At 70.3% G+C, this 26,162-nt stretch carries 24 protein-coding genes and 2 pseudogenes; 15 read left to right on the forward strand and 11 right to left on the reverse strand.

The window, feature by feature from the left end:
• Window positions 1-348: 348 nt before the first annotated feature.
• The 6 genes from ACKUU6_RS29000 (at window position 349) to ACKUU6_RS29025 (ending at window position 6,354) form a co-directional block, all read left to right on the forward strand.
• Window positions 349-702, forward strand: a complete 354-nt coding sequence (locus ACKUU6_RS29000; RefSeq protein ID WP_407991526.1) for a PRC-barrel domain-containing protein — start codon at window positions 349-351, stop codon at window positions 700-702.
• A 292-nt stretch (window positions 703-994) separates the two neighbouring features.
• Window positions 995-3,271: a catalase gene (locus ACKUU6_RS29005; RefSeq protein WP_407991527.1), complete on the forward strand. Its 2,277-nt coding sequence runs from the start codon at window positions 995-997 to the stop codon at window positions 3,269-3,271.
• A gap of 90 nt (window positions 3,272-3,361) precedes the next feature.
• The gene (locus tag ACKUU6_RS29010; RefSeq protein WP_407991528.1) at window positions 3,362-3,835 is read left to right on the forward strand and encodes a hemerythrin domain-containing protein; all 474 of its coding nucleotides are present in this window, start codon (window positions 3,362-3,364) and stop codon (window positions 3,833-3,835) included.
• 250 nt (window positions 3,836-4,085) lie between these two features.
• Window positions 4,086-4,256, forward strand: a complete 171-nt coding sequence (locus ACKUU6_RS29015) for a hydrophobic protein (RefSeq protein WP_110669262.1) — start codon at window positions 4,086-4,088, stop codon at window positions 4,254-4,256.
• A 188-nt stretch (window positions 4,257-4,444) separates the two neighbouring features.
• Window positions 4,445-5,575, forward strand: coding sequence for an AI-2E family transporter (locus tag ACKUU6_RS29020; RefSeq protein WP_407991529.1), 1,131 nt, complete (start codon window positions 4,445-4,447; stop codon window positions 5,573-5,575).
• 200 nt (window positions 5,576-5,775) lie between these two features.
• Entirely contained in the window at window positions 5,776-6,354 is a 579-nt protein-coding gene (locus ACKUU6_RS29025; protein ID WP_407991530.1) for a hypothetical protein, read from the forward strand.
• Window positions 6,355-6,390: 36 nt separating this feature from the next.
• Here the strand turns inward: ACKUU6_RS29025 and ACKUU6_RS29030 are convergent.
• The 4 genes and pseudogenes from ACKUU6_RS29030 to ACKUU6_RS29045 form a co-directional block, all read right to left on the reverse strand.
• Window positions 6,391-6,894: pseudogene (locus tag ACKUU6_RS29030) on the reverse strand (ATP-binding protein); the annotation flags it as partial.
• A gap of 273 nt (window positions 6,895-7,167) precedes the next feature.
• The gene (locus tag ACKUU6_RS29035) at window positions 7,168-7,860 is read right to left on the reverse strand and encodes an ester cyclase (RefSeq protein WP_407991531.1); all 693 of its coding nucleotides are present in this window, start codon (window positions 7,858-7,860) and stop codon (window positions 7,168-7,170) included.
• 272 nt (window positions 7,861-8,132) lie between these two features.
• Window positions 8,133-8,474: a hypothetical protein gene (locus ACKUU6_RS29040; protein WP_407991532.1), complete on the reverse strand. Its 342-nt coding sequence runs from the start codon at window positions 8,472-8,474 to the stop codon at window positions 8,133-8,135.
• 29 nt (window positions 8,475-8,503) lie between these two features.
• Window positions 8,504-10,192 (reverse strand): nickel/cobalt transporter, encoded by a 1,689-nt coding sequence (locus tag ACKUU6_RS29045; RefSeq protein ID WP_407991533.1) that lies wholly within the window; start codon window positions 10,190-10,192, stop codon window positions 8,504-8,506.
• A 186-nt stretch (window positions 10,193-10,378) separates the two neighbouring features.
• Here ACKUU6_RS29045 and ACKUU6_RS29050 point away from each other — a divergent pair.
• The 3 genes and pseudogenes from ACKUU6_RS29050 to ACKUU6_RS29060 all read left to right on the forward strand — a co-directional run.
• Window positions 10,379-10,725, forward strand: a pseudogene (locus tag ACKUU6_RS29050) (HoxN/HupN/NixA family nickel/cobalt transporter); the annotation flags it as partial.
• Between the two features lie 291 nt (window positions 10,726-11,016).
• A complete protein-coding gene (locus ACKUU6_RS29055; protein ID WP_407991534.1) occupies window positions 11,017-12,465 on the forward strand; it encodes a DUF4331 domain-containing protein in 1,449 nt (482 codons plus the stop codon).
• Window positions 12,466-12,667: 202 nt separating this feature from the next.
• Entirely contained in the window at window positions 12,668-13,846 is a 1,179-nt protein-coding gene (locus ACKUU6_RS29060) for a tetratricopeptide repeat protein (protein WP_408649644.1), read from the forward strand.
• A gap of 192 nt (window positions 13,847-14,038) precedes the next feature.
• Here the strand turns inward: ACKUU6_RS29060 and ACKUU6_RS29065 are convergent, their stop codons facing one another.
• A complete protein-coding gene (locus ACKUU6_RS29065; protein WP_407991536.1) occupies window positions 14,039-15,901 on the reverse strand; it encodes an NAD-binding protein in 1,863 nt (620 codons plus the stop codon).
• 453 nt (window positions 15,902-16,354) lie between these two features.
• Here ACKUU6_RS29065 and ACKUU6_RS29070 point away from each other — a divergent pair, with 453 nt between their 5' ends.
• Window positions 16,355-17,050 (forward strand): hemerythrin domain-containing protein, encoded by a 696-nt coding sequence (locus ACKUU6_RS29070; RefSeq protein ID WP_407991537.1) that lies wholly within the window; start codon window positions 16,355-16,357, stop codon window positions 17,048-17,050.
• Window positions 17,051-17,395: 345 nt separating this feature from the next.
• Entirely contained in the window at window positions 17,396-17,761 is a 366-nt protein-coding gene (locus tag ACKUU6_RS29075; protein WP_407991538.1) for a hypothetical protein, read from the forward strand.
• 201 nt (window positions 17,762-17,962) lie between these two features.
• On the opposite strand, the gene ACKUU6_RS29080 is transcribed toward ACKUU6_RS29075, so the two are convergent.
• Entirely contained in the window at window positions 17,963-18,361 is a 399-nt protein-coding gene (locus ACKUU6_RS29080; RefSeq protein WP_407991539.1) for a hypothetical protein, read from the reverse strand.
• An 80-nt stretch (window positions 18,362-18,441) separates the two neighbouring features.
• On the reverse strand, window positions 18,442-18,855 hold the full coding sequence (locus ACKUU6_RS29085) for a hypothetical protein (protein WP_407991540.1): 414 nt from the start codon (window positions 18,853-18,855) through the stop codon (window positions 18,442-18,444).
• A 280-nt stretch (window positions 18,856-19,135) separates the two neighbouring features.
• Between ACKUU6_RS29085 and ACKUU6_RS29090 the strand changes: the two genes are divergently transcribed.
• Together ACKUU6_RS29090 and ACKUU6_RS29095 are read left to right on the forward strand one after the other, a co-directional pair.
• On the forward strand, window positions 19,136-19,726 hold the full coding sequence (locus ACKUU6_RS29090; protein WP_407991541.1) for a TetR/AcrR family transcriptional regulator: 591 nt from the start codon (window positions 19,136-19,138) through the stop codon (window positions 19,724-19,726).
• A 74-nt stretch (window positions 19,727-19,800) separates the two neighbouring features.
• Window positions 19,801-20,418, forward strand: coding sequence for a dihydrofolate reductase family protein (locus ACKUU6_RS29095; protein ID WP_407991542.1), 618 nt, complete (start codon window positions 19,801-19,803; stop codon window positions 20,416-20,418).
• Window positions 20,419-20,527: 109 nt separating this feature from the next.
• On the opposite strand, the gene ACKUU6_RS29100 is transcribed toward ACKUU6_RS29095, so the two are convergent.
• On the reverse strand, window positions 20,528-21,181 hold the full coding sequence (locus ACKUU6_RS29100) for a sulfatase-like hydrolase/transferase (protein ID WP_407992271.1): 654 nt from the start codon (window positions 21,179-21,181) through the stop codon (window positions 20,528-20,530).
• A gap of 177 nt (window positions 21,182-21,358) precedes the next feature.
• Window positions 21,359-21,691: a carboxymuconolactone decarboxylase gene (locus ACKUU6_RS29105; protein ID WP_407991543.1), complete on the reverse strand. Its 333-nt coding sequence runs from the start codon at window positions 21,689-21,691 to the stop codon at window positions 21,359-21,361.
• A 313-nt stretch (window positions 21,692-22,004) separates the two neighbouring features.
• On the opposite strand from ACKUU6_RS29105, the gene ACKUU6_RS29110 reads away from it, so the two are divergent.
• The gene (locus ACKUU6_RS29110; RefSeq protein ID WP_407991544.1) at window positions 22,005-22,436 is read left to right on the forward strand and encodes a hypothetical protein; all 432 of its coding nucleotides are present in this window, start codon (window positions 22,005-22,007) and stop codon (window positions 22,434-22,436) included.
• 443 nt (window positions 22,437-22,879) lie between these two features.
• Here the strand turns inward: ACKUU6_RS29110 and ACKUU6_RS29115 are convergent, their stop codons facing one another.
• Complete coding sequence (locus ACKUU6_RS29115) at window positions 22,880-23,575, reverse strand: STAS domain-containing protein (protein WP_407991545.1); 696 nt, start codon at window positions 23,573-23,575, stop codon at window positions 22,880-22,882.
• A gap of 392 nt (window positions 23,576-23,967) precedes the next feature.
• Between ACKUU6_RS29115 and ACKUU6_RS29120 the strand changes: the two genes are divergently transcribed.
• Window positions 23,968-24,483, forward strand: coding sequence for a potassium channel family protein (locus tag ACKUU6_RS29120; protein WP_407991546.1), 516 nt, complete (start codon window positions 23,968-23,970; stop codon window positions 24,481-24,483).
• Window positions 24,484-24,514: 31 nt separating this feature from the next.
• On the opposite strand, the gene ACKUU6_RS29125 is transcribed toward ACKUU6_RS29120, so the two are convergent.
• Entirely contained in the window at window positions 24,515-25,885 is a 1,371-nt protein-coding gene (locus ACKUU6_RS29125) for a chloride channel protein (RefSeq protein ID WP_407991547.1), read from the reverse strand.
• Window positions 25,886-26,162 lie beyond the last annotated feature (277 nt).

The raw sequence follows: 26,162 nt of genomic DNA on the forward strand, positions 1-26,162 counted from the left end.
CGGTGAGGGTGGATGCCACGGCTGTCGCCATGAACGGGACATGAATATCGGGCCGTACTGTCCGGGGGAAGAACGCGGACCGAACTTGGTCAGACAAGTTCGGTTGCGTCGTACGCTGACGGTGGTCGGCCGGTGGGTCAGGCGACGCCGAGTGGGTCGCGGAGGGTGAACCACCAAGCGCATTTGACCCCCGTTCCCGATCCGTGTCGCCCCCACGGCCGCTGGGCCTTGCGGCTGTTGCCAGGGTCGCGGGCGCGGTTCAAGGTGCGGGAATCGGGAGGTGTGTCTGCCTGAAGTGGGGGTAGCCGACCCACCGTCAGATCGAGTTCGTCCGACGAGGAGGCAGTTGTGAGCAGCGGACTGTGGGGTTACGAGAGCGCCGAGGGCTACACGGCGGGCACGGACCTGACCGGGTTCCGGGTGGAGGCCACGGACGGTCACATCGGCAAGGTGGACAAGCACACCGAGGACGTGGACACGGCGCACATCGTGGTCGACACCGGCCCGTGGATCTTCGGGCGTGAGGTCCTGCTGCCGGCCGGCACCATCAGCCGGGTGGACGCGGTGGAGAAGACCGTGTGGGTGAACCGCACGAAGGACGAGATCAAGAACTCGCCCGAGTTCGACAGGGACCAGCACACCGACAGCCGTGACCACCGCGACCGGGTCGACGGCTACTACACCGGCGGCACCGCCCTCTGACACCGGAGCGCGACAGCGGCGGGGCCCTGTACCGGCGAGGTGCGGGGCCCCGCCGCCGCGCGTACGGGCCTGGTCGCTGCGGTGCCCCGGACAGGTGCACCCGCCTGGCGCTTGCCGCCCGGCGCTCGGAGGGTGGGCCCCAGGCGCCACCCTCGTGGTCGAACCCGACGTGTACGTCCCACGCGACGGGGCAGGCGGTCAGCCGCCAGACCAACGAGCGCGCGAGAGTCCGCACAGGGTGTGGACCGAGCGGGCGCCGCAGGGCCGACAATCCGCTGACCCGGAGGAATCGATGGACAAGTCCAACCCCGTCCAGAAGGTCGTCGACGCCGTGGCCGAGGCCATTGCCGAGCTGAAGGAGCGCGACCGCCCCGACGTACCCGGAACGCCGGGCGCCGAGCCGCCGACGGTGGCCGAGCCCACCGAGCCTCGGGAGCCGCTACCGCCGAAGCCGGACCAGGCCGCGCCGGCGGCCCTGTCCGCCACCGGCCGGGCGGGGGCGGGCGACGACGCCCGAGCGCAGGACGGTGCGTTCCTGACGACCGCTCAGGGGCGGCGGGTGGCGGACAGCGACCACTCGCTGAAAGCGGGACCGCGGGGGCCGGTGCTGCTGCAGGACCACCACCTGCGGGAGAAGATCACGCACTTCGACCACGAGCGGATCCCCGAAAGGGTGGTGCACGCGCGGGGCGCGGCCGCTCACGGAGTCTTCCGGGGCTACGGGACGGCCGGCGCGGTCTGCAAGGCGGTGTTCCTCGGCGAGGGGGTCGAGACGCCGGTGTTCGTACGGTTCTCCACCGTGCTGGGCTCGCGCGGCTCGGCCGACACCGTGCGCGACACCCGGGGCTTCGCGACGAAGTTCTACACCGACGAGGGCGTCTTCGACCTGGTCGGCAACAACATCCCGGTGTTCTTCATCCAGGATGCGATCAAGTTCCCCGACATCGTGCACGCCGCGAAGCCGCACCCGGACCGGGAGATCCCGCAGGCGCAGTCCGCACACGACACCTTCTGGGACTTCGTCTCCCTACACACCGAAGCCACTCACCACACCCTCTGGAACATGTCGGACCGGGGCATCCCGCGCTCCTACCGGACGATGGAGGGCTTCGGCGTCCACACCTTCCGCCTGGTCAACGCCGAGGGCGCCTCCAGCCTGGTGAAGTTCCACTGGAAGCCCAAGGCCGGGGTGCACTCCCTGGTCTGGGAGGAGGCGCAGCTGATCAACGGGATGGACCCCGACTTCCACCGCCGGGACCTCGCCGATGCCATCGAGGCCGGTGCCTTCCCGCAGTGGGAGCTCGGCATCCAGGTGTTCCCCGACACCGCGGACCAGATGTTCGAGGGCATCGACCTGCTGGATCCCACCAAGCTCGTCCCCGAGGAGCTCGCCCCCATCCAGGCGATCGGCCTGATGACCCTGACCGCGAACCCGAGCAACTACTTCGCCGAGACCGAGCAGGTCGCCTTCCACCCCGGGCACCTGGTGCCTGGGATCGACGTCACCGACGACCCGCTGCTCGCCGGGCGCCTGTTCTCCTACCTCGACACCCAGATCACCCGGCTCGGTGGCCCGAGCTTCGCGCAGATCCCGATCAACCGCACCCACACGCCGGTCAACGACATGCTCCGCGACGGCTTCCACCAGGACGCCGTCCACACCGGCGTCGCCCCGTACAAGCCGAACTCCCTCGACGGCGGCTGCCCGTTCTTCGCGGGCGCGGCCGACGGCGGGTACGTCGAGTACCCGACACCTGTGGCGGCCGCCGAGAGGGTCCGCGAGGCGCCGGCCACGTTCGCGGACCATTTCAGCCAGCCCCGGCTGTTCTGGCTGAGCCTCACGCCGGTGGAGCAGCAGCACGTCATCGCCGCCTACACCTTCGAACTGTCCAAGGTCTACGAGCAGGCGATCAAGGAACGCATGCTGCGGGTGCTCGCCAACATCGACCCCCGCCTGTGCGCCGAGGTCGCCCGGGGACTCGGCCTGCCCGTCCCGCAGCCTTCCGAGCGACTCGCCGAGGTCGAGCCGAGTCCGGCCCTGTCCCAGCTCGGCGCGAGGTGGCCGATCGAGGGCCGGGTGATCGGCATCATCGCCGATCCCGCCGGCGATCTCACCGGCGTGCGGGAGGCCCGGGACGCGGTCGCGGCCGCCGGGATGATCGCGCTGGTCATCGGGCCCACCGGCGCGCCTGTGGCCGATGACGTGCCCGTTCAGCGGACCTTCGCCACCGCCCGGTCCGTGGAGTTCGACGCCGTCCTGCTCGCCGGTGCCCCCGCTCCCGCACCGGACGCCGACCCCGGCCTCGACGCCAAGGCAGGCAACCTGCCCGCCCTCACCACCGCCCTCGACCCCCGCCTCGCCCTGCTGCTCACCGAGACGTGGCGGCACGCCAAGGCGATCGGCGCCTGGGGCGACGCCGAGCAGGCCCTCCAGGCGGTGGGCATCCCGACCGACGCACCCGGCGTCGTGTGCGGCGGGGCCGCCGAACGGGTCGTCGGCCAGGTCACCGACCTGCTCGGCGACCACCGGGTCTGGGAGCGGTTCCCCGCACCCCCCACCGCTGCCTGACCTCTCCCCGTCGCGAGCGTCGGCCCGGCCATCGGAGGCCTGACGGGGCTTCAACCATCTGTACTGAAAACGCTGTTGAGGAGACTGTCCGTGGACGCGATCGTGCTGCTCAAGGAAGACCACCAGACGGTGGAGAAGCTGTTCAAGGAGTTCGAGAAGGCCGGCGAGAACGCGCACAAGCACAAGCGGGAGATCGCCGACCAGGTGATCGAGGAGCTGACGGTCCACACCTGGATCGAGGAGAAGATCTTCTACCCCGCCGCCCGCGAGGCCGCCCCTGACACGGGCGACCACGTGCTGGAGAGCGTCGAGGAGCACCACGTCGTGCTGTGGATGCTCTCCGAGCTCACGGGCATGGACCCGGCCGACGAGCGGTTCGACGCCAAGATGACGGTGCTGATGGAGAACGTGCGCCACCACGTCGAGGAGGAGGAGAAGGACTGGTTCCCCGAGGTCCGCAAGGCCATGGGCCGTAACCGACTGGTGGATCTCGGCGAGGAACTCGCGGCCGCCAAGCCGACGGCCCCCCGCGATCCGCTGAAGGTCCCCAGCGCCCGGGAGTGACCCAAGCGGCTGGACCGTGGCGGGTGGTGTGAGCCAGTCGGTTCGCGCCGCCCGCCACGGCTGCTTCCAGGACCCTGCACGAACCCGTACGTTCGGCATCCGTGGTCTCTGCCGTCCTGGACGATCGAGCGGTACGCGCGATCTCCGGGGATCCCACCGGAACCCTGCCCCCGATCAGCCGGAAGATTCCCCCGCATATGTGCCGTGGGTCAGGGCAGGCGGACTGCCGACACTGACTACGGAGGTCGACATGGTTCCGCTTCTTCTCGTTCTGCTGCTCGCTCTGATTCTCTTCGGTGCCGGTTTCGCGCTGAAGGCCCTGTGGTGGGTGGCGATCGTGGTCCTGGTGGTCTGGCTGCTGGGATTCGTGGCCCGTGGCACCGGCGCCTCCGGCAGCCGAGGCCGCTGGTACCGCTGGTAGACGGTCTGACGGTGACCGGCGGCAGGGCGGGGTGACGAGGCAGCTCGTCACCCCGCCCCGCCGCCGGTACGGCTTTCGTGCCCCTCCCGATATCGGGCACCTCCTCGAAGGGACTGCAGTGCCTATCGGGGGAAGACGGTGACCGCCGAGGGGGCAACTGCCCACCTACGAGGGCCCGAGGAGAGACGATGGACCCAGACCCAAGCGCGGGGAACCCCGCCCGCGACCTGACACTGGCCCGCCGCGGCAGCGGACCGCGCAGCCGGATGGCGACCACCCGGCGTACGGCGCCGAAGATCACGTCGTGGTTCCGCGTGGGCTTCGCGCTCGGCATGGGGGCGCTGGTGGCCTGGCACCTGACGGACGCGGTGCTCCAACTCACCTCGCTGCTGACGCTACTGCTGCTCGCCGTGTTCATCGCCGTCAGCCTGGAACCCGTGGTCGCCTGGGTGGAGCACTTCGGCCTACGCCGGGCCTGGGCGGTTGCGCTCGTGGTGCTGGGACTGGCCGGGCTGATGACCGCCATCCTCGCGGTGGTCATCCCACCGGTCAGCGACGAGGTGAGCTCCTTGGTCCATGCCGTCCCGGGCTGGCTCCAACAACTGCACGACCACCAGTCGACGCTGGGCCGGATCGAGGACCACTACCACCTGATCGAACGAGCCAAGGAGCAGCTGAGCTCCAGCAGTTCGGCCTCAGGGGTGTTCGGCGGCGTGCTCGGCGCGGGCCAGCTGCTACTCAGCACCGTCACCGCCACGGTGATCGTCGCCAGTGTCACCCTGTACGTCATGGCAGCGTTGCCCGTGATCAAGGCCTTCTGCTACCGCTTCGTGCCGCAGAGTCGGCGCCAGGGGGTGCAGGACATCACCGAGGAGATCCTTCGCCAAACGGGCCGCTACATGCTGGGCAACGTGCTGACCTCCGCTGTCGCGGGCCTGGCGACCTTCGCCTGGTGCGCGGCCACCGGCGTCCCCTACGCCGGGGCGCTCGGAGTCTTCGTCGCACTGATGGACCTGGTCCCGATGGTCGGCTCCACCATCGGTGGTGTCGTCGTCAGCCTGGTCGCCCTGTCGGTGTCCCTGCCGATCGCCCTCACCACCGCCGGCTTCTACATCGCCTTCCGGCTCCTCGAGGACTACCTGATCATGCCCCGGGCCATGAAGTTCGTCATCGACGTTCACCCGATCGTCACGGTGGTCGCGGTCCTCCTGGGAGGCGCGCTCCTCGGCCTGGTGGGAGCGTTGGTCGCGGTGCCGGCCGCAGTCGCACTCGGCCTGGTCCTCGACGCGTACGTCTTCCCCCGCACCGACAACTCCTGAGAGTGCGGCCGTTCCGGGACAGCGACGGGCATGGGCTACAGTCCTGACTGGTCGTCAACTCCACGGCCACGGGGCCCCTCTGGGCCTTGGGGACTGTGGCGGCGTTGCGGCTCCGTCGACAAGAAGGTGAAGCACCTCATCCGTGTCGCTGACCGTTCGGGACACGAGGGTGTACTGAAGCTGCCACGCAAGGACGACGAGTGATCTCTGAAGACGGCTGGTCCCGGCTTCACGCCGCGCGCAGCGGCTATCTGTCCACGGTGTCAGCCGCCTACGACGAGGTGCTGCTGGAGGTTTCGCAGCGCATCGTCCTTTCCGGCAGCATCGGAAAGTCGGACATCGGTGCGCTGCTGTTCTGGAAGCGCCTTCGAGCGAACACGCCCTGGGCAGCGGAGTTGCTGGCTACGCCGGACGTGGCCGTCCGAAGGGCGACGGCGCCGGCTGTCGAGTTGGTGCGTGACGAGCGACTGGCACTCGCCGAGGCCGCTCGGCAGGGAAGGGCGGCACTGACCTCGCTGCCGGGTTTCAACAAGGGTGATGCCCTCGCGTCCGCGTTGCTGACCGCAGCCGCCCCTCACCGCATGGCCGTGTACGACGAGAGGGCGCAGTCGGGCCTTGAGCTACTGGGCCTCTCCCTGACCTCGACCAAGGGCCGATACGGCAGGTACATGCAGCTTGTGGAGAACCTGGTCGTTGCTGGACGGGAGCGCCAGGAAGAGTGGACCCCGCGGGACATCGACCTCGCGTTGTTCTGGCTCGGCCGCCCTTCGGCCACCTGAGACCGACACCAGCGCAGTCGTACACTTCCGGGGAACGAGGCTCTGCTCGGCCCAGATGGTCTTTCCGGTCGGTATGTGACGGGTGCCCCAGCGCTGGGCCATCTGGGCGACGAGCATCAGGCCTCGGCCACCCTCGTCGAAGGTGGGAGCGCGGCGCAGGTGTGGAGCGGTGCTGCTGCTGTCGGAGACCTCGCAGATCAGGGTGCGGTCCTGGATCAGGCGCAGGGTGATCGGGGAGCCCCCGTAGCGGATCGCGTTGGTGACGAGTTCGCTGACGATCAGCTCGGTGGCGTAGGTCAAATCCGCCCCCCAGGCGGACGGGCGTTCGGCTGCGTCCTTACGGGCCTGGGTGACCGCGCTCGGATCGGAGGGGATGGTCCACGTGGCGACCCGTCCCGGGTCCAGCGCCCGGGTGTGTGCGAGCAGGAGGGCGATGTCGTCCTGTGGCCGTCCGTTGATCAGCTCGCCCAGGACGGCGTCGCAGAGGTCGTCCAGCGACCCGTCGGCACTGCTGAGAACGTCGCAGAGCTGGGCCGTTCCAGTGCGTCACACGCCCTCGGGCGTCGATGATGCACTCTGCTGTACCCGCGCTGTCCACGATCTGCCGGGGCGACCCGCCAGCGGGGGAAGCTTCACCTCGTTCATCCACCAGCAGACCGCCCTAGGACGCACCCGACGTTAAGCCGACAAAATCCATATATCCCTCGCGCGAACCATTCCGAGGCGCGCGTCTCCTCGCCGCATGTCGGCAGCCGTCGCTGCGTCGTGGACGTACCTGCAGCGTTGCCTCGGCCACGCACCCGCCGCGGACGGTCAGCCGGGCATCATCCCCATCTGCTTCATCATGGCCACGGCGTCCCAGCTCCACCAGCCCTCCTTGGCCTTGCCGTCCTCGAAGCGCCAGATGGTCATTCCGGAGGACTCGATCACCTTGTTCGTGGCCGGCACGCCCATGAACTCGGCGACGTGCGTGCCGCGCCAGATCCAGCGCGTGCACACCTGGTCGCCCTCGGCGATCTGGCTCTGAATGTCGAAGGTGAAGTCGAAGGCGCGGCGGTACCCCTCGATCATCTCCTTGACGGCCGCCGGGCCGACCGTGTCGGCGTCCATCGACGGGTCGTGGTCCACATAGTCCGGCGCGACCAGCTCGTCGACCGCCGACATGTCCCCGTTCGTCGGCTCGATCAGCAGCCGGCGGGCCGCATCCTTGAGGAGCTGCTCGTCCCGCACCAGGTCCAGGTTGGTGAAGATGGGCGGCTCCTGGCACAGGGCCACCATCTCCCGGAAGATCCGGTCGGTCTCCGGCAGGGCGGAGTTGCGCATCGCCGCCTCGTACGAGGGGAACTCGACGATCTCCACGATGTGCCGGGCGTCCTCCCGGTCGGACCCGACCATGGTGTGGGTGGCGGTCCGCTTGCCTTGGGTCTGTTCGATCCAGGAGTCCATCAGTTGGTTGAGTTCGTCGGGCTGCTCTGTGCGGCACTCGACGATCTGGACAAAAGTCATCGTGAACCTCCCGATACCACCGTCGTCGGCCAAGTCCACAGGCCTGCCGATACCCCCTCCACTGTCCCGCAGACGGTGGCCCGCCGCGCTCCGGAACGGTGAGGCTCACCAGCCCCGGTGGTCCCGATCCCGGGATGGAGCGAGAACGCGGAAGTCAGGCCGAAGTTGCCGACCCTGCGGCCCAGGAGACGGTGTGCCGCGCGGTGGTACCTGAGCCGGTGGTGACCGCCTGCCGCGCGGTGGTATCTGAGCCGGTGGTGACCGCCGATCGCTCAGGCGCCGGGAAATCGGGACGGGTCGCCGCCGAGCCGCGTGTAGAGCTGGTGCCAGGCCCGGTCGGTGTCGGTGTCCGGCTTTGCGTCGCAGTAGGGCTGGTGGCTGTTGCTGGTGTAGTACCGCATCATCTCCAGGACCGCAGTCGGGTCCGACTTCTCACCTCCGGTGTAGCGGGTGCCCGGCGTCTCCTTCTGGTGCTGGAGGCAGCTCGGCGACGGTGTGGCGGCTTGGGCGTCGAAGGATCCGTCGGCGGTGCCGGCGCACGCGGCGAGAATCGCGGCAGCGCCGATGGCTGTGGTCAGCCGCCGGGCGGCTCGGAAGGTCGAGGTGAGAGTCACGGGGCGTCGTCTCCTTGTTCGAGCTCGGGTCAGAGGACGGCGGGCAGGCTGCGCAGGGCCATTCCGAGGCCGACGGTCAGGATCAGGAGCGCGGTGAGCCAGCCGCCGTAAGGGGCGATGCGGCGGAGGCGGCCGAGAATCGGGCTGTCGGCCGCCTCCGCGATGCGGTCTCCGACGCCGACCAGCAGGAGTCCCGCAGCGGTGAGGGTGGCGGCCATGCCGACGCCGTAGGCGAGGACGAGCCCGGCCCCGAAGAGGGTGCGGCCCAGTGCGACGGCTCCGAGGAGCACGACAAGTGCGGACGGGCTCGGCACCAGGCCGCCCGCGACACCGAGGCCGATCAGGGTCCGGCGGCTGGGCCGGTCGGCACCGGAACCGTGATGACGGTGGCTGTGGCCGAAGAGACCATGGCGGTGGTGATGCCCCGCGTGGTCGTGGTGCTGGTGCGGCAGATCAGGATGCCCGCTGCTGTGCCGGTGCTCGTGCGCATCGTGGCTGTGGCTGTGGCTGTGGCTGTGGCTGTGCGGGTGGTCGTGGTCGTGCGGGTGCGGGTGGTGGGTGTCGGCTGCGGAGTGGCTGCCGACACCCGCCGCCACGAGCGGTGCGGGCTGCGCGTGGAGAGGCTCGATCACCGTCTGTTCGCAACGGGAGGTCCGGGTCGCGCGGGCGGCGTCGCGCAGGAGCGACGCGCCGACGAGGGCGACCAGGGCTCCGCTGATGACGCCGAGCCAGCCGAGCAGGGTGTCACCGGCGAGCGAGGAGAACACGGTCAGCAGCAGGCCCGTGATGAGGACGCCTGCGGTGTGGGTCAGGGTGACGGTGGCGCCGACGGTGAGCGCGTCGCGCCGGCTGCCGCGGCGGCCGGCGAGGTAGGTGGCCATGACGGTCTTTCCGTGGCCGGGAAGCAGGGCGTGTCCCGCGCCGAGGACGATCGACAGCAAGACAGCGAGCAGGCCGATCGGCCAGGTGAGGTGGTGCGCGGCGCCCATGCGGGCGAGGCGGGCGTCCAGGGCGGCCAGCCAGGCGGACGGTCCGCCCGCGGACGGGTCGGCCTGGGAGCTGGTGACGGTGGCGGACCCGCCGCCGGGCCGGGCGCGGAACGCGGCCTCGGTGACGCCCCTGGGGCTGTCGAGGAGGTCGCGCGGGTAGTCGCGCAGCTCCTGGGACACGGAGTTCTGCGGCACATCGGAGCTCTCGATCGTGGCGCCGTCGCCGCGGGCGGTGATCTCGTTCCAACCGACCCGTGTCGGATCGGCCCCGGTTTCCACCCGGAAGGCGGACCCGACCCGGGCGACGCGAACAGCCGCGTGCAGGCGGCACTCGAGGCGGCTGGTCGTCAGCCCCGCCGTGCCGTCCTGGTAGCGGAACGACGCGTCGGTGACCGTCCACGAGGCCACCGAACCCGACGAGTCGGTGAGCTTCAGCCGGTGAGCAGTCTCGGCGCACCGGCGACCGGCCCAGGCGGCGAGCTCGGAATCCTGAGCGCTCCCATCGTGGTCGAGGTCGACCTGGGGCTGCTCCTGCAGTGTGGGAATCTCGGCCAGGTCCGTGACGGCGAGCGCGTCGATACCGTCGCCATGGACGGTGAGACCGACGTAATGGTTGACCGAGAAGTTGCCGAGCGGGTGGGCCGGCGCGGGCGGGGCCGCAAGGGCGAGCAGGGTCAGGGCGCCGCCGAGAACGGCGCCGCTTCGTGCGAGGGACCGAGGGACGGCCACGCGATGCCTCCGAGGAGCAGGTGCGGGATGCGGGCGCCTGGCACTCGCGCGGGACACGCTCACGGTCCCGGCCCGGTTGCGCCCGACGACACTCCGGGGCAGGAGCGGATGTCACTCTCCCGGGGAAGCCCGCACCGTCAGCGTCCGGATCACTGGGCATCGGCGGGCCTTACCGGCCGCCGGCTGCTGCCGGTCCTGTTCGCCGCCCGCATGTGTCTGTTCGACACCATCGACGGGACGTTCACTAACTTCGCGTACGGGTGGGCCTGCGCCGACCCGCTGCGCAAGGTCCGCTACAACCTCGCTGTCACCGGCCTGTCCGTGGCCGTCGCGCTCGTCATCGGCACCGTCGAACTGCTCGCGCTTCACGCCGACCGGCTCTTCCTCGGCGGCCGGTTCTGGGACCCCGTCAGCGGCTCGACCTGAACACGGCGGGCTTCGCCGTGGTCGCCCTGTTCGTCACCGGCTGGCTCCCGGCGCTCGCCTGGCAGCGCGCCCGCGGCACCGCGTCGGCCTCGCCCGCCCGCAATCCGCTTCTGTCCGGGGAGGTTCCGCCGACGCCACTGCCGCCGCATCCCAGGACCAGGAGTCGGCGAACGCCGCCGATCCCTCGTAGGACAGGGCCCGCTCGACCGTGCGGGCAAGACCGTGTGGGTGACGTCCGTGGCCCGACCGGGTGAAAGGACCAGGCCGGGACCCGTTTCCTTACGAACGGCTCGACAACGGCAGCGGACAGTGCTCTCGACTGACCCGCCGGACCACTGCTCGCCCCGACACGGGGGCGAGCAGCCCTGTTCTGTCACGGAAGCGGAGACCCACCCTTGATGCCTCTTGGCCGCCTCACCCCGCGTACCGGCGTGCCCGTCCGCAGCGTCGCGATCCTCACCGCGCTCGCCCTCGGCATGGCCGGAACCGCCCTGCTCGGCGCCGGCGCCGGCACCTCCACGGCCTCCAGCCACCGCGAGGCACCGCTGATCGCCGCCGACCCCAAGGTCGACAACACCGACGTTTACGCGTTCACCAGCCCGGACAACGCCGACACGGTCACCCTCATCGCCAACTGGCTGCCCTTCCAGGAGCCCAACGGCGGCCCGAACTTCTACCCGTGGGCCGACGGCGCGCACTACGACATCAACATCGACTCCCAGGGCACCGGCAAGCCCGACATCACCTACCGCTGGACCTTCCACACCGACGACCAGCGCGGCACCAACACCTTCCTGTACAACAACGGGCCGGTGAACAACCTCAACGACCCGACGCTGCTGTTCCGGCAGTACTACACCCTGGAGGAGCTGCGTCCGAACTGCGACCCGGTCACCCTGGTCGAGCACGGCCAGGTCGCCCCGTCGAACACCGGGAAGGCCTCCATGCCCGACTACGGCACGCTGCGCCGGCAGGCCACCGTCCAACTCCCGGGCGGAGGCCAGACCGTGGCCACCCAGGCAGCGGACCCGTTCTTCCTCGACCTACGGGTCTTCGACCTGCTCTACGGCGGCAACCTGTCCGAGGTCGGGCAGAACACCCTCGCCGGGTACAACGTCAACTCCGTCGCCCTGCAGATCCCCAAGAGCCGCCTCGCCTACAAGGGCGACGCCACCCGCAACCCCGTCATCGGCATCTGGTCGAGCACCGAGAAGCAGACCCTCAAGCTCAGCCCCGGCAAGGCCGACCCGACCGGCAAGTTCGTCCAGGTCTCCCGCCTGGGCAACCCGCTCGTCAACGAGGTCGTGCTGCCCGCCGGCCTGAAGGACGCCTTCAACTCCCTGCCGCCGTCCGAGGACCACAACCAGCCCGCCGTGGTCGCCAAGGTCCTCGACCCCGAGGTCCCCAAGCTCGTCCAGGCCATCTACGGCCTCCCGGCCCCGGCGGCCCCGCGCACCGACCTGCAGGAGATCTTCCTCACCGGCATCGCCAAGGCAGCCAACGGCCCGTACGCGGTCGACCTCAACTCGCAGCTCATGAACCAGGACATCGACCCCAACCGGTTCGTGCCCGCCGAGGAGCTGCGCCTGAACATGTCGACCCCGATGACCGCCGTCCCCGACCGTCTCGGCGTCCTCAACGGCGACTTCCAGGGCTTCCCCAACGGCCGCCGTCTGACCGACGACGTCGTCGACATCGCCCTGCAGGTGATGGAGGGTGCCACCCCCGGCCACCTGATCCCCGCCCTCGCCGCGGGCGACAAGGTCAACACCACCGACAAGCCGTTCTCCGCGAGCTTCCCGTACCTCGCCCTGCCCTACAACAAGGCTGTCAACCAGGCCCAGTAGCACGGTACCGGTCGGTGGCTGCCCCAGGGTGGCCGCCGACCCTCCCGCTCGCCCTCGCATCACCGACAGGACACCCGCCGTGCGACGCCTTCCCCTGGTCCTGACCGCCGCAGCCCTGACTGCTGCCCTCACTTACGCAGGCACCGCCGGCCGCACGCCTGCACCGTCACCGGCCGCGGCCGATGGCCCGAGGACGGCCGGTGTGGAGCGGCGGGGGTCGCTCGACACCGCGATCGCCAAGGACCAGCAGCACCTTCAAACACTGCCCGGCGACGCCGCCGTCTGGGCGCGCCTGGGTGCCGAGTACGTCGAACAGGCCCGGCTCACCGCGGACTCCTCGTACTACCCGAAGGCCGAGCAGGCGCTCCGACGCTCCACGAGCCTCCAGCCGGACGGCAACGTGGAGGCGCTCACCGGCCTCGGTGCGCTCACCAACGCCCGCCACGAATTCGCCCTGGCCCGCCGGTACGCGGAGCAGGCGATCGCCGCTGCACCCGCGCACTGGCCGGCCTACGCGGTCCTCGTGGACGCCCGCACCCAGCTCGGAGACGACGCCGGCGCAACCGACGCCGTACAGCAGCTCCTCGACCTCCGACCGGGCACGGCGTCCTTCACCCGGGCCGCCTACGACCTCGAGCAGCACGGCCGCACCGACGACGCCCGCACCGCCCTGACCCGCGCCCTCCAGGACGCGTTCGCGCCCAGTGACCGCGCGTTCTGCTGCTACCAGCTCGCCGAACTCGACCTCGCCCGGGGCCGCGCCGACGACGCCCTCGCCGGCTACCGGCAAACTCTCGACATCGACCCCTCCTACACCCCCGCGCTCGCCGGCACCGCCCGCGCCGAAGCGGCCATCGGCCGCACCGACGACGCCATCACCCACTACACGCAGGCCACCGCCAAGCTGCCCCTGCCCCAGTACCTCCTCGAACTCGGCGAGCTCCAGGAAGCCGTGGGCCACCCCGAGAAAGCCACCGAGCAGTACCGCCTACTCGCCGCCGAACAGCACCTCGCGGCCGCCAACGGCGTCGTCGACGACCTCTCCCTCGGCCAGTACCAGGCCGACCACGGCGCCGCCCCCGAGGCCGTCCGGCTGCTGCGAGCGGAATGGGACCGGCGCCAGAACGTCCTCGTCGCCGACGCCCTCGCCTGGGCCCTCCACCGCACCGGCGCCAACAGCGAAGCCCTCACCTACGCTGACAAGGCACTCGCCCACGGTTGGAACAACCCCCTCTTCCTCTACCACCGCGGCGAGATCCACAAGGCGCTCGGCCACACGAACCAGGCTCGCACGGACCTCACCCGCGCTCTCACCCTGAACCCGGCATTCGACCCGCTCCGGGTACCCCTCGCCCACCGCTCCCTCGCCGGCCTTCAGTAGGTGCTGCGCAGACCAGAGGCGTCGCGGTACCCGCCTGCTCAGCCGACGGCCAACTCCGCGCCTCGCAGCTCCACCTGCTTCAAACTCACCACACGACGATCATCGACGGCACTCGGGGAACTGGCTGACGGGCAGTCAACCGATCGGGTGGGGACTGTCCGGCCACAAGGTGCTGGTGGGCGTGGCTGCGTCTCAGGCGCCCGGGACGGGTTGGGGTGTGCCGGGGTGCCCGAGCGGCTGGGGGTTCAGCAGTTGGCCGAGTCCCTCGCGGGTGGCGGCGAGGACGACCAGATCTCCCCGTCCGAGCGGACGGTTGGGTGGCGGGTTCCACATGAGCTCGGAGCTGCCGGGGTCGGAGTGGGCCAGGTCGGGGGTGCGGTCGGCGGCTTCGGCGAGGTCGATGGCGAGGATGCGCCAGGCGCCGGGTCGGTGGGCCTGTTCGACGGTGCGGCCCTCCAGGTAAGGGTTGGCGGCCACGTCGACGGCGGCGATCAGGATGACCTGACGGCCGACGGCGACGGCGCCGATCACCTGGCGGCCCATCATGGCGGAGGCGAAGGAGGGCGCGGCGAGGAAGGAGACGCTGCGGCTGCGGGTGACGGCCGACGGGTAGGACTCCTTCAGGGCCCGGTAGACGTCGGTGGCGAAGTCGTCGTCGAGCAGGCGCAGTACGGCGCGGATGTCCGGGTGGCACTCGCGGGCGTAGAGCGCGGTCTCGATGTTGGTGCTGTCGTCGCTGGTGAGGCAGATCAGGGCCTGGGCCCGGGTGATCCGCGCGGCTTCCAGGACGCCGTCCTGGGTGGCGTCGCCGATGACCACCGGGATGCCGTAGGCGCGGGCCTGCGCGACGCCGAGCGCAGTGGGGTTGCTCTCGACGCACACGAGTGGGACCTCAAGTTCCCACAGGCGTTCCAGGACCCGGCTCCCGACCCGGCCGAGGCCCACCAGGACCGTGTGGTTCTCCAGGCGGCGGGGTGGGCGGCGCAGGACGGAGTGGGTGCGGAACGTGCCCAGGGCTTCCAGGGCGACGGCGATCAGCAGAGGCATGAGCAGCATCCCGCTGATCGCGGAGAGGATCTGCAGTACCTTGCGGCCCCACACCGCCTCCTCGGCCGGATCGGCGATGCCGAGCACGTCCAGCAGTGCCAGCCATGCAGCGTGCTGCGGGCTCTGGCCGGTGATGCACCAGGTCAGCGCCGCGAACGAGACCACCAGGGCGGCCAGGGCGCTGAGAGCCCAGCGCAGGCGGGGGGAGAACAGCGCGCCGAGCGGCAGGCCCGCGAGGCCGGGCAGCCGGCGCGGTCGTCGCGGTGGCTGGTCGGAGCCGAGCAGTTCCAGCACCAGCCTGCTGCCCCCGGCGCCCGCGTCGGCGGCCGGGTCGGGCAGCAGCAGGTCAGGCGGATCGGCCGGGCGCTGGCCGCCGGACACTGCCAGGACTGCGACCTGGCCGGGCACCGGGTCCTGGCCCGCCGCTGTCTCGGCCACCCGCAGCAGCCGTCCGTCGACCTGCACCACGTGACTGCGGCCGGACACGGCGGCCGCCACCATCGCCGGTGCGGCCGTCGCCGAGGCCGACAGCACCGTGGTGGACGCCTCCAGCGCGACCGCCGACAGAGCGGGATCGCGGGCCAGCGCCGCTCGGTCCAGCAGTTGCTCGACCCGCACCCCCAACCTCCGGTTGAAGACGCGTACCGCAAGGCGCACGGTGGGATTGAGCCGCCGGGCCCGGAGCGCGGCATGGATGTTGACCTGGTCCTCACCCGAGGTCAGAGCCAGCGCGACCGCTTCCGTTACTCCAGCGGCCTCCAGTACCGCGTCGTCGAGCACCGAAGCCTCCCGGACGGTGACCGCCCAGCGGCCGTCAGCGGCCAGCGCGGCGAACTGAGGGCCATGGCCGCGCTGCACCGAAGGCAGCACCACGGTCACCCGTCGGCCGTACAGCGACGCCAGTTCCACCGTCAGCCGGTACGCCAGAGCATCGTCACCGCACACCACCATGTGGCCACCGGCCGGACCGGCGGGTGCGCTGCTTCTGGGCTCGGGTATGAAGGACATCGCGCCAGTCTGTCGAGCCGTCAAGAACCCGGCAAGGTTCAGTGGCTGACGGGTTCTTACGACTGCCGCGTGGCCGCGGTCGCCGACGTGAGCGCGCGGCGGGGCGGCCCGCCCGGGTGCGGCGCAGGTCCGAACGGGAACTCGCCTACGGGCAGGCCCGACACCGTGTCCAGGTACACGGCACCCGGCAACGAGCCGTACGGGTGCACGCCGGCATCCAATGCCTGACGTGCCGCACCACGCTGTGCTGCCCAGAAGGCGCCACCTGTGCCTGTGCCCGGCCGGACAGACCCTGGAAGCGGCTGAGCTTCCGCGGGCGGTGGAGCACCGCGCGCCGACGAAAATTACCGCTTCTCCCACCCTCTGCGCGTCCGGGGCTCTGCTGGTAGGACGAGGACCACTAGGATGCGGGCTTGCCGAAATGATCATTCTCCCGCGCAGAACTGGACCCCGATGCCTACCACCGCCGGCCCGGCCCCCGCCCACGAGCCTCTGGACCCGCAGGAGATGGTTGTCCTGCACCGCGTCTTCCGTCGCGAGATACCGCTGCTGGCCGGCCTGATCGAAGCCGCCACCCCGGGCGACCTGCGGCGTACCGCTGTGCTCGCCGATCACCTGGACCTGGTGCTCGGCGCTCTGGGTGAACACCACGAAGGTGAGGACGACCTGTTGTGGCCCAAGCTGCGCGAGCGCGCCGTCCCCGGCGCCGATGTCGTCGCGCGGATGGCCGACCAGCACGAGTCCATCGCCACCGCGCTCGCCACGGCCGTCGAGCTGTCGCACCGGTGGCGCATCCACGCCGACCACGACAGCGCCCTGCTGCTGGCCGACGCCCTGCGGACACTCGACCGAGACGCCACCGCCCACATGGACGACGAAGAAGCACAGCTGCTGCCCTTGATGGCCGACCACATCACGCGTCGCGAGTGGACCGAGGTGGGTGAACGAGGGCGCCGCAGCGTTCCCAAGCCCAAGCTCCTGATCTTCCTCGGCGCCATCCTCGAGGACGCGACCGCTGAGGAGCAGCAACTGTTCCTCTCGCAGATGCCCGCCCCCGCCCGCCTCCTGTGGCGCACCCTCGGCACCCGCCTCTACAAGCGCACCACCACCCGCGTCCGCCAGGCCGATCCTGTGGCCCGTCAGGCGTAACGCCGGCGCCGAAGGCCATGGCGGGCACCGCCACCAGCACACGGCAGTACGCCGTGGTCGTCCTCGCCCCGCCGGGCTACTGGCCCACCGACCGGGCTGCCCTCACGCCGAGAGGCGGCCACGCCGCGTGCCCGGCCAGCTTCCAGCTTGCCGGCGCCGCGGCCTCGTCCTCGACGGCACCGACGCCCTCATGAACCGGGCGGGCTCCGGAGGCCGCAGGCACCACGGCGTAGGGGAAGGCAATTGGCGGTGCTGCGGGGTTCGGAGCGGGGCAGTAGACGGACCCGGGCACCCTGCCCGACGTTGATTGCGAACGCCCGTTCGAGTTACGGCGAGGCGCGACCAATGTTGCTCCGTACTGCCGCCGCCACCCGTCGTAATTCCCGGAACTTCGTGCTCCACGGCAGCGACTTCCTGCGCCATTGCTTCTCGCAGCGGATCAGGCGGTTCGATTCCCCGACCTGGGCTTGGCTCTACATTCACCGGCGTCACCGATCGGAAAGCGACAAGCCATGGACCTACCAGTCGGTCCGGTTGACCGGCAGCTTCAAGGCGGATGACCAGTCCTACACCTGCCTCATACAGGACAAAGCCTTCATGGAAGAGGGGTGCCAGATCTGGTGCGGCGAACTCCGCTACGGCCAGTACGTCGTTGACATCGCTGTGATCGGTCGGGAACAGGTGCCCGATGCCCTCGAGCGCCTCCAGTAGGCCGTGCGCGCCACCGACGACCTTATGCCGGAATGACCGAGGTGTGGACCGCGTTGATCACCTGCTTCGTCTGCCGAGGGGAGTGGGCGGCTGCGACGAAAGAGTTCATCGCCACCCGGGGCCGGCTGACCGTCTACCAGCCACCTGCGAATGCCCCCTCAATCCGGTCGAGGGCGTCTGGTCGCTGCCGCGGGATCGAGCTCAGCAGTACGTCTCGATGAAGAGGAGAACGCGGCCATCGTCCGCCGTGAACTCGTACGCCTCATGGACCGGCAGGTGGGCGGTATCGAACCCGGCCCGCGCTTCGAGCCAGGCAGCCGGCCGCTCGGCCTCCGCCAGGAAGCGGGGAAGCCACCGTCCGGCCTCGTCGTCGTAGGAGGTCCCCATCGACATCACGTCGGCATCGACTGCGAGCCGTTTGGCCCGGCGGGGGTCCAGCGGCCCGCGGGCGAGCCGCCAGCAGGTGCCATCGGCGTCGGTGAAGCCGCGGGCTGCCACGGGCGGGTCGACGTACGAGCCGCATGGGCCCCCCGTCGCTGGTGACGGCAGGGCCGCGACCATCTCGGCCAGGGCCACTGCGCGCTTCTGCTTCTTCGGCACCCCCACAGGATGCCAGGCCTGCTCCCGTCGGCCGCTGGCCAAGATCGCCTGTCGGAGGACACCGACATCGCGAACGCGGGTCAGGTGGCGATGCGGAGGAGGGCGTCGTGGAGGAGGGTGACGGCTTCTTCGGCGTCGGTGTACTGGTCGGGGGTGGGGATGGTGGTGTGGAAGTCGTAGCCGGGGGCGGCGGGTAGGGAGCGCCATTGCAGGATGGCGGAGAGTGCGGTGCTGGCGCCGCCGAGGAACCAGGCGAGGTGGCCGTGGGTGCGGGCGAGGGTGATGGCGAGGACGGCGAGGGCCTCGCGTAGGTCTTCCAGGCGGAGGGTGTCGGGGAGGCTCTGGCGGTCGGCGGGGACGTCGATGGCTTCGGTGAGGCCCTCTGCGGCCCGGCGGGCCAGGAGTTGTTCACCTTCCCGGACCACCCACGCCCCGTCTCGGATCTGGCGCTCGGCGTCCTCGATCAGGTCCCCGATGGTCGTCTTGATACTCACAGGGCCCGAGCCTAATTCCGGGCCGGCCCCGCGTCGCGCGCAGCGGGCGGCCTCGAGACGAACCAGACCGGGCCACAACCCGGCCGCCGTGCCGCTGCCTGCCGTCGATTCATCGGTGGCTCCTGTCGGTCCGAGACGTTGAGACCGAGACGTTGAAAAGGCGCCGGCCCCCTTGCACTCGGTGGGCGGCTGCACTCGCCGATCCACGAGACCACGTCAGTTGACGTACTTCAGTCGCAGTGATCTACTGAGGTCATTCCGAACGAGGGAGAGGTACGAGATGCGTCAGAACCCGGCCCGTCGGGCTCTGCTGCTCGACGGCGCCATCGAGGTTCTCGCCCGCGAGGGCGCGCGCGGCCTGACCCAGCGCGCCGTCGACAAGGAGGCGGGCGTGCCGATCGGCACGACGTCCAACTACTTCCGCAACCGCGACGATCTGCTCGTCCAGGCCGGCGTCCGCGTCTACGAGCGACTCAGACCTGAAGAGGGCACGCTCACCGAGATGTTCGACCAGGCACGGGACGCAGCGTCGTACGGCGTCATGCTGCGGGAGAGCGTCGCCAGGGTCGCAGCCTTCCCGTCCGGGCACCTGGCGCTGCTGGAGCTCCGGCTGGAGGCCACCAGAAGGCCGGAGCTGCGGACGCTGCTCACGGAGCGGGTCCGCGCCGACATCGACGAGAACGTCACCCGGCACGAGGCCGCCGGCCTGCCCGGAGGTGCAACCGCCGTCCTGCTGATGTACGCGGCCATGAACTGGCTGATCGTTGAGCAGCTCACGTTGCCAGAGGTCTTCACGGACGCCGAGCGCGACCAGCTGGTCGCGCACGCGGTGCAGCGCATCGTCGGCCCGTTCCCCACCGCCACGAAATGACATCCCGCTAGCGCCCACCCCCGGGTACCGCACCCCGGCACCAGTCACTTCGACCGATCGGCAAAGGACTCGTTTTGCGCAAGCTCGTCTACTTCATCGCCTCCACGCTCGACGGCTTCATCGCCGGTCCCGACGGCTCCGACCCCACCGGCCCCGGCGGCTTCTGGTCCCCGTCCGCCGACTACATTCGGCACATCATCGAGGAGTACCCCGAGACCCTGCCGGGGCCGGCGCGGGCCGCGCTCGGTGTCAGCACCGAAGGCACCCGCTTCGACACCGTCCTGGAAGGCCGCATGAGCTATGAGATCGGCCTCGCGGCCGGCGTGAGCGACGCTTTCCCCCACCTCAGGCATCTGGTCTTCTCCCGGACACTGACCGAGAGCCCGGCCCCCGGCATCGAACTCGTCGCCGACGACCCGGTGTCGAAGGTGCGGGAGTTGAAGCGCGATGACGGCAAGGACATCTGGCTCGTCGGCGGCGGGGAACTGGCCGGCGCACTGTACGGAGAGATTGACCGCGTGATCGTCAAGCTCAGCCCGCTCACCATCGGCTCCGGCATACCCCTCTTCGGGCGGACGGCAGCCTTCGTGCCCACTGCCTGGGAGCTCACCGACCACACCGTCCTCAAGGGCGGTGCGGCGTTCCTCGCCTACGACCGGCACCCCGGCACTCCCGAGCCCGCACACAGGTAGCGGCAGGGGGAGCGAGAACAGGCCGGTCGTCCCGACTCCACGCCGGACCGCTCGGCCTGCCAGTCGGTCATGGCCGTCGCCTGCGCACCCCGACTGTTGGCGATGCCTTTCACGGAGGACCGTCGGACTCCGCCCAGTATGCCCCGTTTCGCTCGCGGGCCGCTGCCGCCGGGATGTCGCCGGTTGTCGGACGGGACGGATGAGTTCCGAGACGCCGTTCGCGGCGGGCAGCTGGCAGCCCAGCGCCTTGACCTGGCTGCCTGTGCTGCGAACGTCGGTGGGCGGCTGCGGCGTTGACGGTCGTTGAGGTCGGGCAGGCCCACCTCGGCGAACCGGCCCGCCAGCGGCGCACGGTGTCCAGGTCCAGACCCGGCGCCCTGGCGAAGCGCGCGTTGGAGTGTCCGCGCGCCGCCTGCAGCACCACGCAGTACGTGTTGTAGCCGTGCTCGCCCAGGACCTCGGAGATGAAGCCGTTCTCGAACGGGATGCGGGTGGAGATGTCGGGGAAGCCGGAACTGAACTCGGCGATCGTCGCCATCCCGTTCGAGGTGGCGTTGCGGCCGGTCAGCAGCGACGCCCGGGTGGGCGAACACGGCTCAGTGGTATGGAAGTTCGAGTACTTCAGGCCCATGTTCGCGATCCGCGTCATCTTCGGCGTCTGCACCGGGCCGCCGAATCGGTCCATCGTGCCGTAGCCGACATCGCGATCACCAGGACGTTCGGGGTGCCCTTGGGAGCCTTCGGCGCCAGGTACGGCTCCCAGTCCGGTTCCGACTCCCGGATGTCCAGAGCGATCTTCCTTTGAAGCCCTTCACGCCGATCCTCATTCCTGATTTCGCGTTAGCGGCCGCTTCCGTCCCGGGGCGGCCGATGACCCCACGTCCGACGAGGGTCAGCGGCCTCGGCGATCCGGGCACGGAAGCGGCGACCGGATGGGCGACTACATGGTGTTCGGGTTCGCGTTCCCCGCGTCGGCGACCGCGATGGCGATCCCCAGTGCCTCGGTGATGTGGGTCGCGGCCGACATCACCCGGGCGGTGCCGACGATCGGCGCGATCGCCACCAGGACGTCCTGCAGTTGAGCAGCGGTCATGTGCTCCTGCATCGCCGGCTCGAGATGCGCGAGGTAGGAGACCGCTGGTGCGTCCATCGCCGCCAGCGCCGCGATCCGCGTGAGGATCAGCATGTCCGGAGCCAGGCCGCACCGCTCGAGCGAATCGGCGGTCATGGCCATGAGGGTGTCGAGAACGGGCGTCTCGGAGGTGGTGGACATCTGCCGTCTCCCTTGGTGGGTGCTCGGTCTGCGCTGCGTGCGCAGACCGGGGCGGCCGGAAGGCCGCTCCGGTCCGACCGTAGGCACCTGCCGGGCTGACCGCATGAACAGTGACCCGCCCGAGTGGACCCGCCGGGCCCTCTCTGACAGAGAGTGACCGGTTGCGGCTGCCCATTGCCTCCTGGGCCGGGGCGTGCGGAGCCGCTGACAGGTGTGAGTAGCAGCCTTGCGGAGGTCGTGGGACGTTGGTGAAGGGGGTCGTTCCCCGCATCCCGCGGGTACGGGTAACAGTTCAACTCCCGAGGAGCCGAACATGGCCAGCAACGTCAGCGGAGCGCCCGCGGGTGCTCCCGTCAGCCGGAAGCACTTCGCCACCGGCTGGACCGTCTTCGCGGCCTGCATGATGATCTTCGGCGGAACGATGGCCATCTTCGAGGGCATCGGCGCCATCGTCAACGACGAGCGTTACGTCATCACCGGGAACTACGTCTACAAGTTCGACGTCACCGGCTGGGGCTGGCTGCACCTCATTCTCGGCATCGTGATCGTGGTGGCGGGTTTCCTGCTCTTCACCGGTGCGATGTGGGCACGGATCCTCGGTGTGATCGCCGCAGGGCTGAACATGATCACCAATTTCCTGTGGTTGCCCTACTACCCGTTCTGGGCCATCGTCATGATCGCCATCGACATCTTCATCATCTGGGCGCTGACGGCTGGAACCCACCGACAGGAAACCGGGCTGTAGAGCCGCAGCAGCCGGTCCGAGCGACACCGGCCGGCACGACCGGTGTCGCCGGACGGTCGGCCCGCCGGTGCCGGGCTGAGCAGCCATCCGTCACACGAGTTTCTGTGCGATCGCTGTCAGCAGTCGCACGGCACGAGCGCCGAGGGCGTAGGCATTTGGCCACCGCCTGATGTCGGGCATGGATGCGCCCAGGTGACAGGCGGACATGTCGAAGCGCCGACACGGAGTTCCCGACCCGCTTCCGTGAACCCAAGACCGAGGCCAGTCGCGCCTGGATCAGCCTCTCCCCGAGGGCCATGGCCGCCCCACCGCCAAGCCGCGATCCAGATGAACGCTCGCCCCGAGGGACGCCTGGAGAGACTCGCCTTCGCCGCACCGGACGGCTCGCTGCTTCGCCCGCAGTGGGTCCTCGACCAGCTCCGCAAACGTACCGCCGTACTCGCCTACCGAAGATCGGCTTGTACGACCTGCGCCACACCGCCGCCGGCATCATGATCGCCGAGAACCTCCCTGCCGCCGTGATCTCCAAGACCATGCGCCACTCCACGCTCGCCGTCACCGTCAACCTTTACGGCCACCTCCTCAAGGACTCCGCCGACGAAGCCGTCGACACCCTCGCCTCCGGGGTGACCTGCCGGAAGGCTTCGGCCGCCCGGACCTCGGCTGGGCCCCGCACCTGGTGCTACTGCACGGTCAGGCGGGAGCGGGTGGGGCGGGAGGAGGCTGGTGACCCGGAGGAGGGCGAGAATGCGGTGGAGGCGGGGTTGGACGCCGACGAGCTGGAATTCGGCGTGCTGGACGCGGGAGGCCCTGCGGGCCGAGAGGATCGTCCGCAGGCCGGCGGCGTCGCAGAAGGTGAGGGCGGCGACGTCCAGGTCCAGCTGACGGGGACCGGCAGCGAGTGCCTGGGTGACGGCACGGGTGACAAGGGGGCCGGTCGCGAGGTCGAGTTCGCCGTCCAGGGAGATCACGGCGGTGTCCTGATAGAGCAGGGTCTGCGTACGCAGTAGGTCGTCGGTGTGCATCACGAACACTTGAAGACTCGGTTGGCGGAAAGACCCGGAATCAAGGCCGTACAGCCACCGTAGGCCTGGGTCCAGTGCCCGGAAGGGGCCGGACGGGGCGCACTGGGGGGCCATACGGCCCCTTGCCGTACCACCAGCTGCCCTCCTCCTCCGGCTCGCCGCACGGTGTCGGCAGAGCCGCGTGTGAGAAGGGCCAGGCGGGGCCCCAGAGCCACGTCGCACCACGTGTTCTACGGCAACCCCGTGCCGGTCGTGTGCCGGAGGTCGAGCAAGGATGCCGACTGGTTGGTGGAATGGGCGGGGACACACCGGCCCGTGGTTGGGGTAAAGCGGGCCGGAGTCCGCATGCTGGCTTTCATGAGGATCGACGGGCTGTTGCTGTGGACCGGTGGCTGATGGGGACGGGGGTGAGGGGACCGTCGCGGTCGGAGGGGACCGGACGCGGGCGCCGCGTTGTTCTGCTGTGGGCTCTGACGCGGTCGTTGCTGACTGCGGCCGTTCTGGTGGTGGCGTACTTCCTGCTGCCGCTGGACCAGTCTTTCGGGGTCGCGACGGCGGTCGGTCTCCTTGGCGGACTGGTTGTGGTGTGCGCTCTCGTCGTGTGGCAGACGCGGTCGATCGTTCGATCTCCGTACCCGCGGCTCAAAGGGATCGAGGCGTTGGCCACGAGCGTTCCGCTGTTCATTCTTCTGTTCGCGGCCGCCTATTACCTCATGGCGCGGAGCGAGTCCGGATCGTTCACTCAGCCGCTGACGCGGGTGGATGCCGTGTACTTCACGGTGACGGTGTTCTCCACCGTGGGCTTCGGCGACATTGTTCCCACGGAGGAGGTGGCCCGGGTGCTGGTCGTTCTGCAGATGCTCGGGGACCTGGTGTTCGTCGGCATCGCCGCACGCGTGATTCTGGGTGCCGTCAACGTAGGACTCGACCGGCGCAGCCGGCCTGTCTTCTCCGGCGTCGTCCCGCCTCCCGGCGTTGCGGGCACCGACGACGGTATCGCCGGACCGGATTCCTCGGGCTGACGGCCGGGAAGCGGGCCGTGGACCCGTCGCGTCACGAGGCGGGCGCCCCGATGGGCTCGGGTTCGCCGGTGACCGGGGCACTCCGCCGTGTGAGGCGCAGGGTCCCCACGTAGGCGACCACCACCGCGACGATCACCAGTGGCATGACGGTCAGCCCCTGGGAGCCGAGCAGCAGGGTGGCCAGCAGGACGCAGGTCATCGGGAGTCTGAGCATGGCGACGCTCAGCGCGCCCAGCCCGATGGCGAAGCCTGTGGTGACGTCCAGGCCGGGCAGGTGGGACATGGCCAGGCCGCCCGCGCCGCCGACGAACAGGGCCGGGAAGACGGGGCCGCCGCGGAAGGAGCTGAGCGAGACGCTGTAGGCGAGCGACTTGAACGCGACCAGCAGGAGCAGGGTGCCGACGGAGTAGGTGGCGTGGTCGGCCAGCAGGGGGCCGAGGGTGCTCTCGCCCGAGTAGAGCACTCCGGAGATTGGCTTGTCGGTGATGGTGGCGTAGAGCAGGGCGAGCGCTCCGATGAGCGCACCCGCCAGCACGGAGAGTGGCAGCCTGCGCCGCTGGATCTGCATTCTCATGCGCAGGGCCGGGCGGCGGATCACTTCGCCGAGGACCGGGGCGACCAGGCCTGCGAGGATCGCCCAGCCGAAGGCGGCGAGGGTGGGCCGGTCGGCGGTCGGTACTTGTGTCAGGGACAGGGAGTAGGTGCCGAGGCCGGTCCAGGAGTCGAGGCCGGTGAAGATGAGGGAGCCGATGCCGGCGGCGAGCAGGCCGGGTACCAGGACGACGCCGAGCATCGGGCCGGCCAGGCCGGAGGCTTCCATCAGCAGGAAAGCGCCGAGGATGGGCGATCCGAGGAGCTCGCTGATCGCCGCGAAGCTGCCGGCCGCGCCGAGAACGGCGAGGGCGTTGGGCGGGGCGTCGCGTTTGAGCAGTCGGATCGCGCCGACGGCCAAGCCGCCACCGAGAGCGATCAGTGGGGCCTCCGGGCCGAGGACGACGCCGAGGCTGAGCGAGGCGATCGCGGCGAGGGCCACGCCGGGGACCGTGGCCGCCGACGGGATGCCGCCGGTCTTGAGCCCGTCGGCCGGCTCGTGCCCGCCCCGACCGGGGAGGTACCGGATGGTGAGGGCGACCAGGACGCCGGAGACGGCGAGCACGGGCACGGCCCACCAATCCGGGGTGCCGTGGAAGCCGAGGCCCTTGGGCAGGTCGTTGTAGACCAGCGACTGGAGCTGGGAGACGAGGGCGAGGAAGCCGTACGCGGCGGCCGAGATCGGAGCGCCCAGCAGCGCCGCCATCACCAGCAGCGCGACGTAGCTGCGGCTGCGGACGATCTCGAACGGATCCTGCGGCGCCGCCGCGGGCGCGGCCGGCTCGGCAGGCGCGGGAGGGTCGGCGGACATGCGCATCGCCTCCTTGGCATTCGGCCCGCCCGGGAACCGGGCGCCGGCACTGCCTGCCCCTCAGCGGCCGGCAGGCGGTGCTCCGATCATCGGGCCGACCGGCGGCATCCCTCACGGCGGAAGCGCCACACGGGTGAACCGCATCGAGGCACACGGAGCACGCCTGGGCCATAGCGGCGGGCGGCGCCATCATGCACCGACAGATGTGCTGTCACCCCGTCAGCCGGGTGCACCCACCCATACCGCCGACTCCCGGTGGTGCGCGCGCCGCCCGACG

The sequence above is a fragment of the Kitasatospora sp. CMC57 genome (assembly GCF_045866025.2).
Classification (GTDB): domain Bacteria; phylum Actinomycetota; class Actinomycetes; order Streptomycetales; family Streptomycetaceae; genus Kitasatospora.

Bases quoted from the DNA above. Each gene is read 5' to 3' on its own strand.
- ACKUU6_RS29005 (WP_407991527.1), top strand. From the start codon at position 995: ATGGACAAGTCCAACCCCGTCCAGAAGGTCGTCGACGCCGTGGCCGAG.
- ACKUU6_RS29015 (WP_110669262.1), top strand. From the start codon at position 4,086: ATGGTTCCGCTTCTTCTCGTTCTGCTGCTCGCTCTGATTCTCTTCGGT.
- ACKUU6_RS29020 (WP_407991529.1), top strand. From the start codon at position 4,445: ATGGACCCAGACCCAAGCGCGGGGAACCCCGCCCGCGACCTGACACTG.
- ACKUU6_RS29035 (WP_407991531.1), bottom strand. From the start codon at position 7,860: ATGACTTTTGTCCAGATCGTCGAGTGCCGCACAGAGCAGCCCGACGAA.
- ACKUU6_RS29055 (WP_407991534.1), top strand. From the start codon at position 11,017: ATGCCTCTTGGCCGCCTCACCCCGCGTACCGGCGTGCCCGTCCGCAGC.
- ACKUU6_RS29065 (WP_407991536.1), bottom strand. From the start codon at position 15,901: ATGTCCTTCATACCCGAGCCCAGAAGCAGCGCACCCGCCGGTCCGGCC.
- ACKUU6_RS29070 (WP_407991537.1), top strand. From the start codon at position 16,355: ATGCCTACCACCGCCGGCCCGGCCCCCGCCCACGAGCCTCTGGACCCG.
- ACKUU6_RS29075 (WP_407991538.1), top strand. From the start codon at position 17,396: ATGTTGCTCCGTACTGCCGCCGCCACCCGTCGTAATTCCCGGAACTTC.
- ACKUU6_RS29090 (WP_407991541.1), top strand. From the start codon at position 19,136: ATGCGTCAGAACCCGGCCCGTCGGGCTCTGCTGCTCGACGGCGCCATC.
- ACKUU6_RS29105 (WP_407991543.1), bottom strand. From the start codon at position 21,691: ATGTCCACCACCTCCGAGACGCCCGTTCTCGACACCCTCATGGCCATG.
- ACKUU6_RS29110 (WP_407991544.1), top strand. From the start codon at position 22,005: ATGGCCAGCAACGTCAGCGGAGCGCCCGCGGGTGCTCCCGTCAGCCGG.
- ACKUU6_RS29115 (WP_407991545.1), bottom strand. From the start codon at position 23,575: ATGGCCCCCCAGTGCGCCCCGTCCGGCCCCTTCCGGGCACTGGACCCA.
- ACKUU6_RS29125 (WP_407991547.1), bottom strand. From the start codon at position 25,885: ATGTCCGCCGACCCTCCCGCGCCTGCCGAGCCGGCCGCGCCCGCGGCG.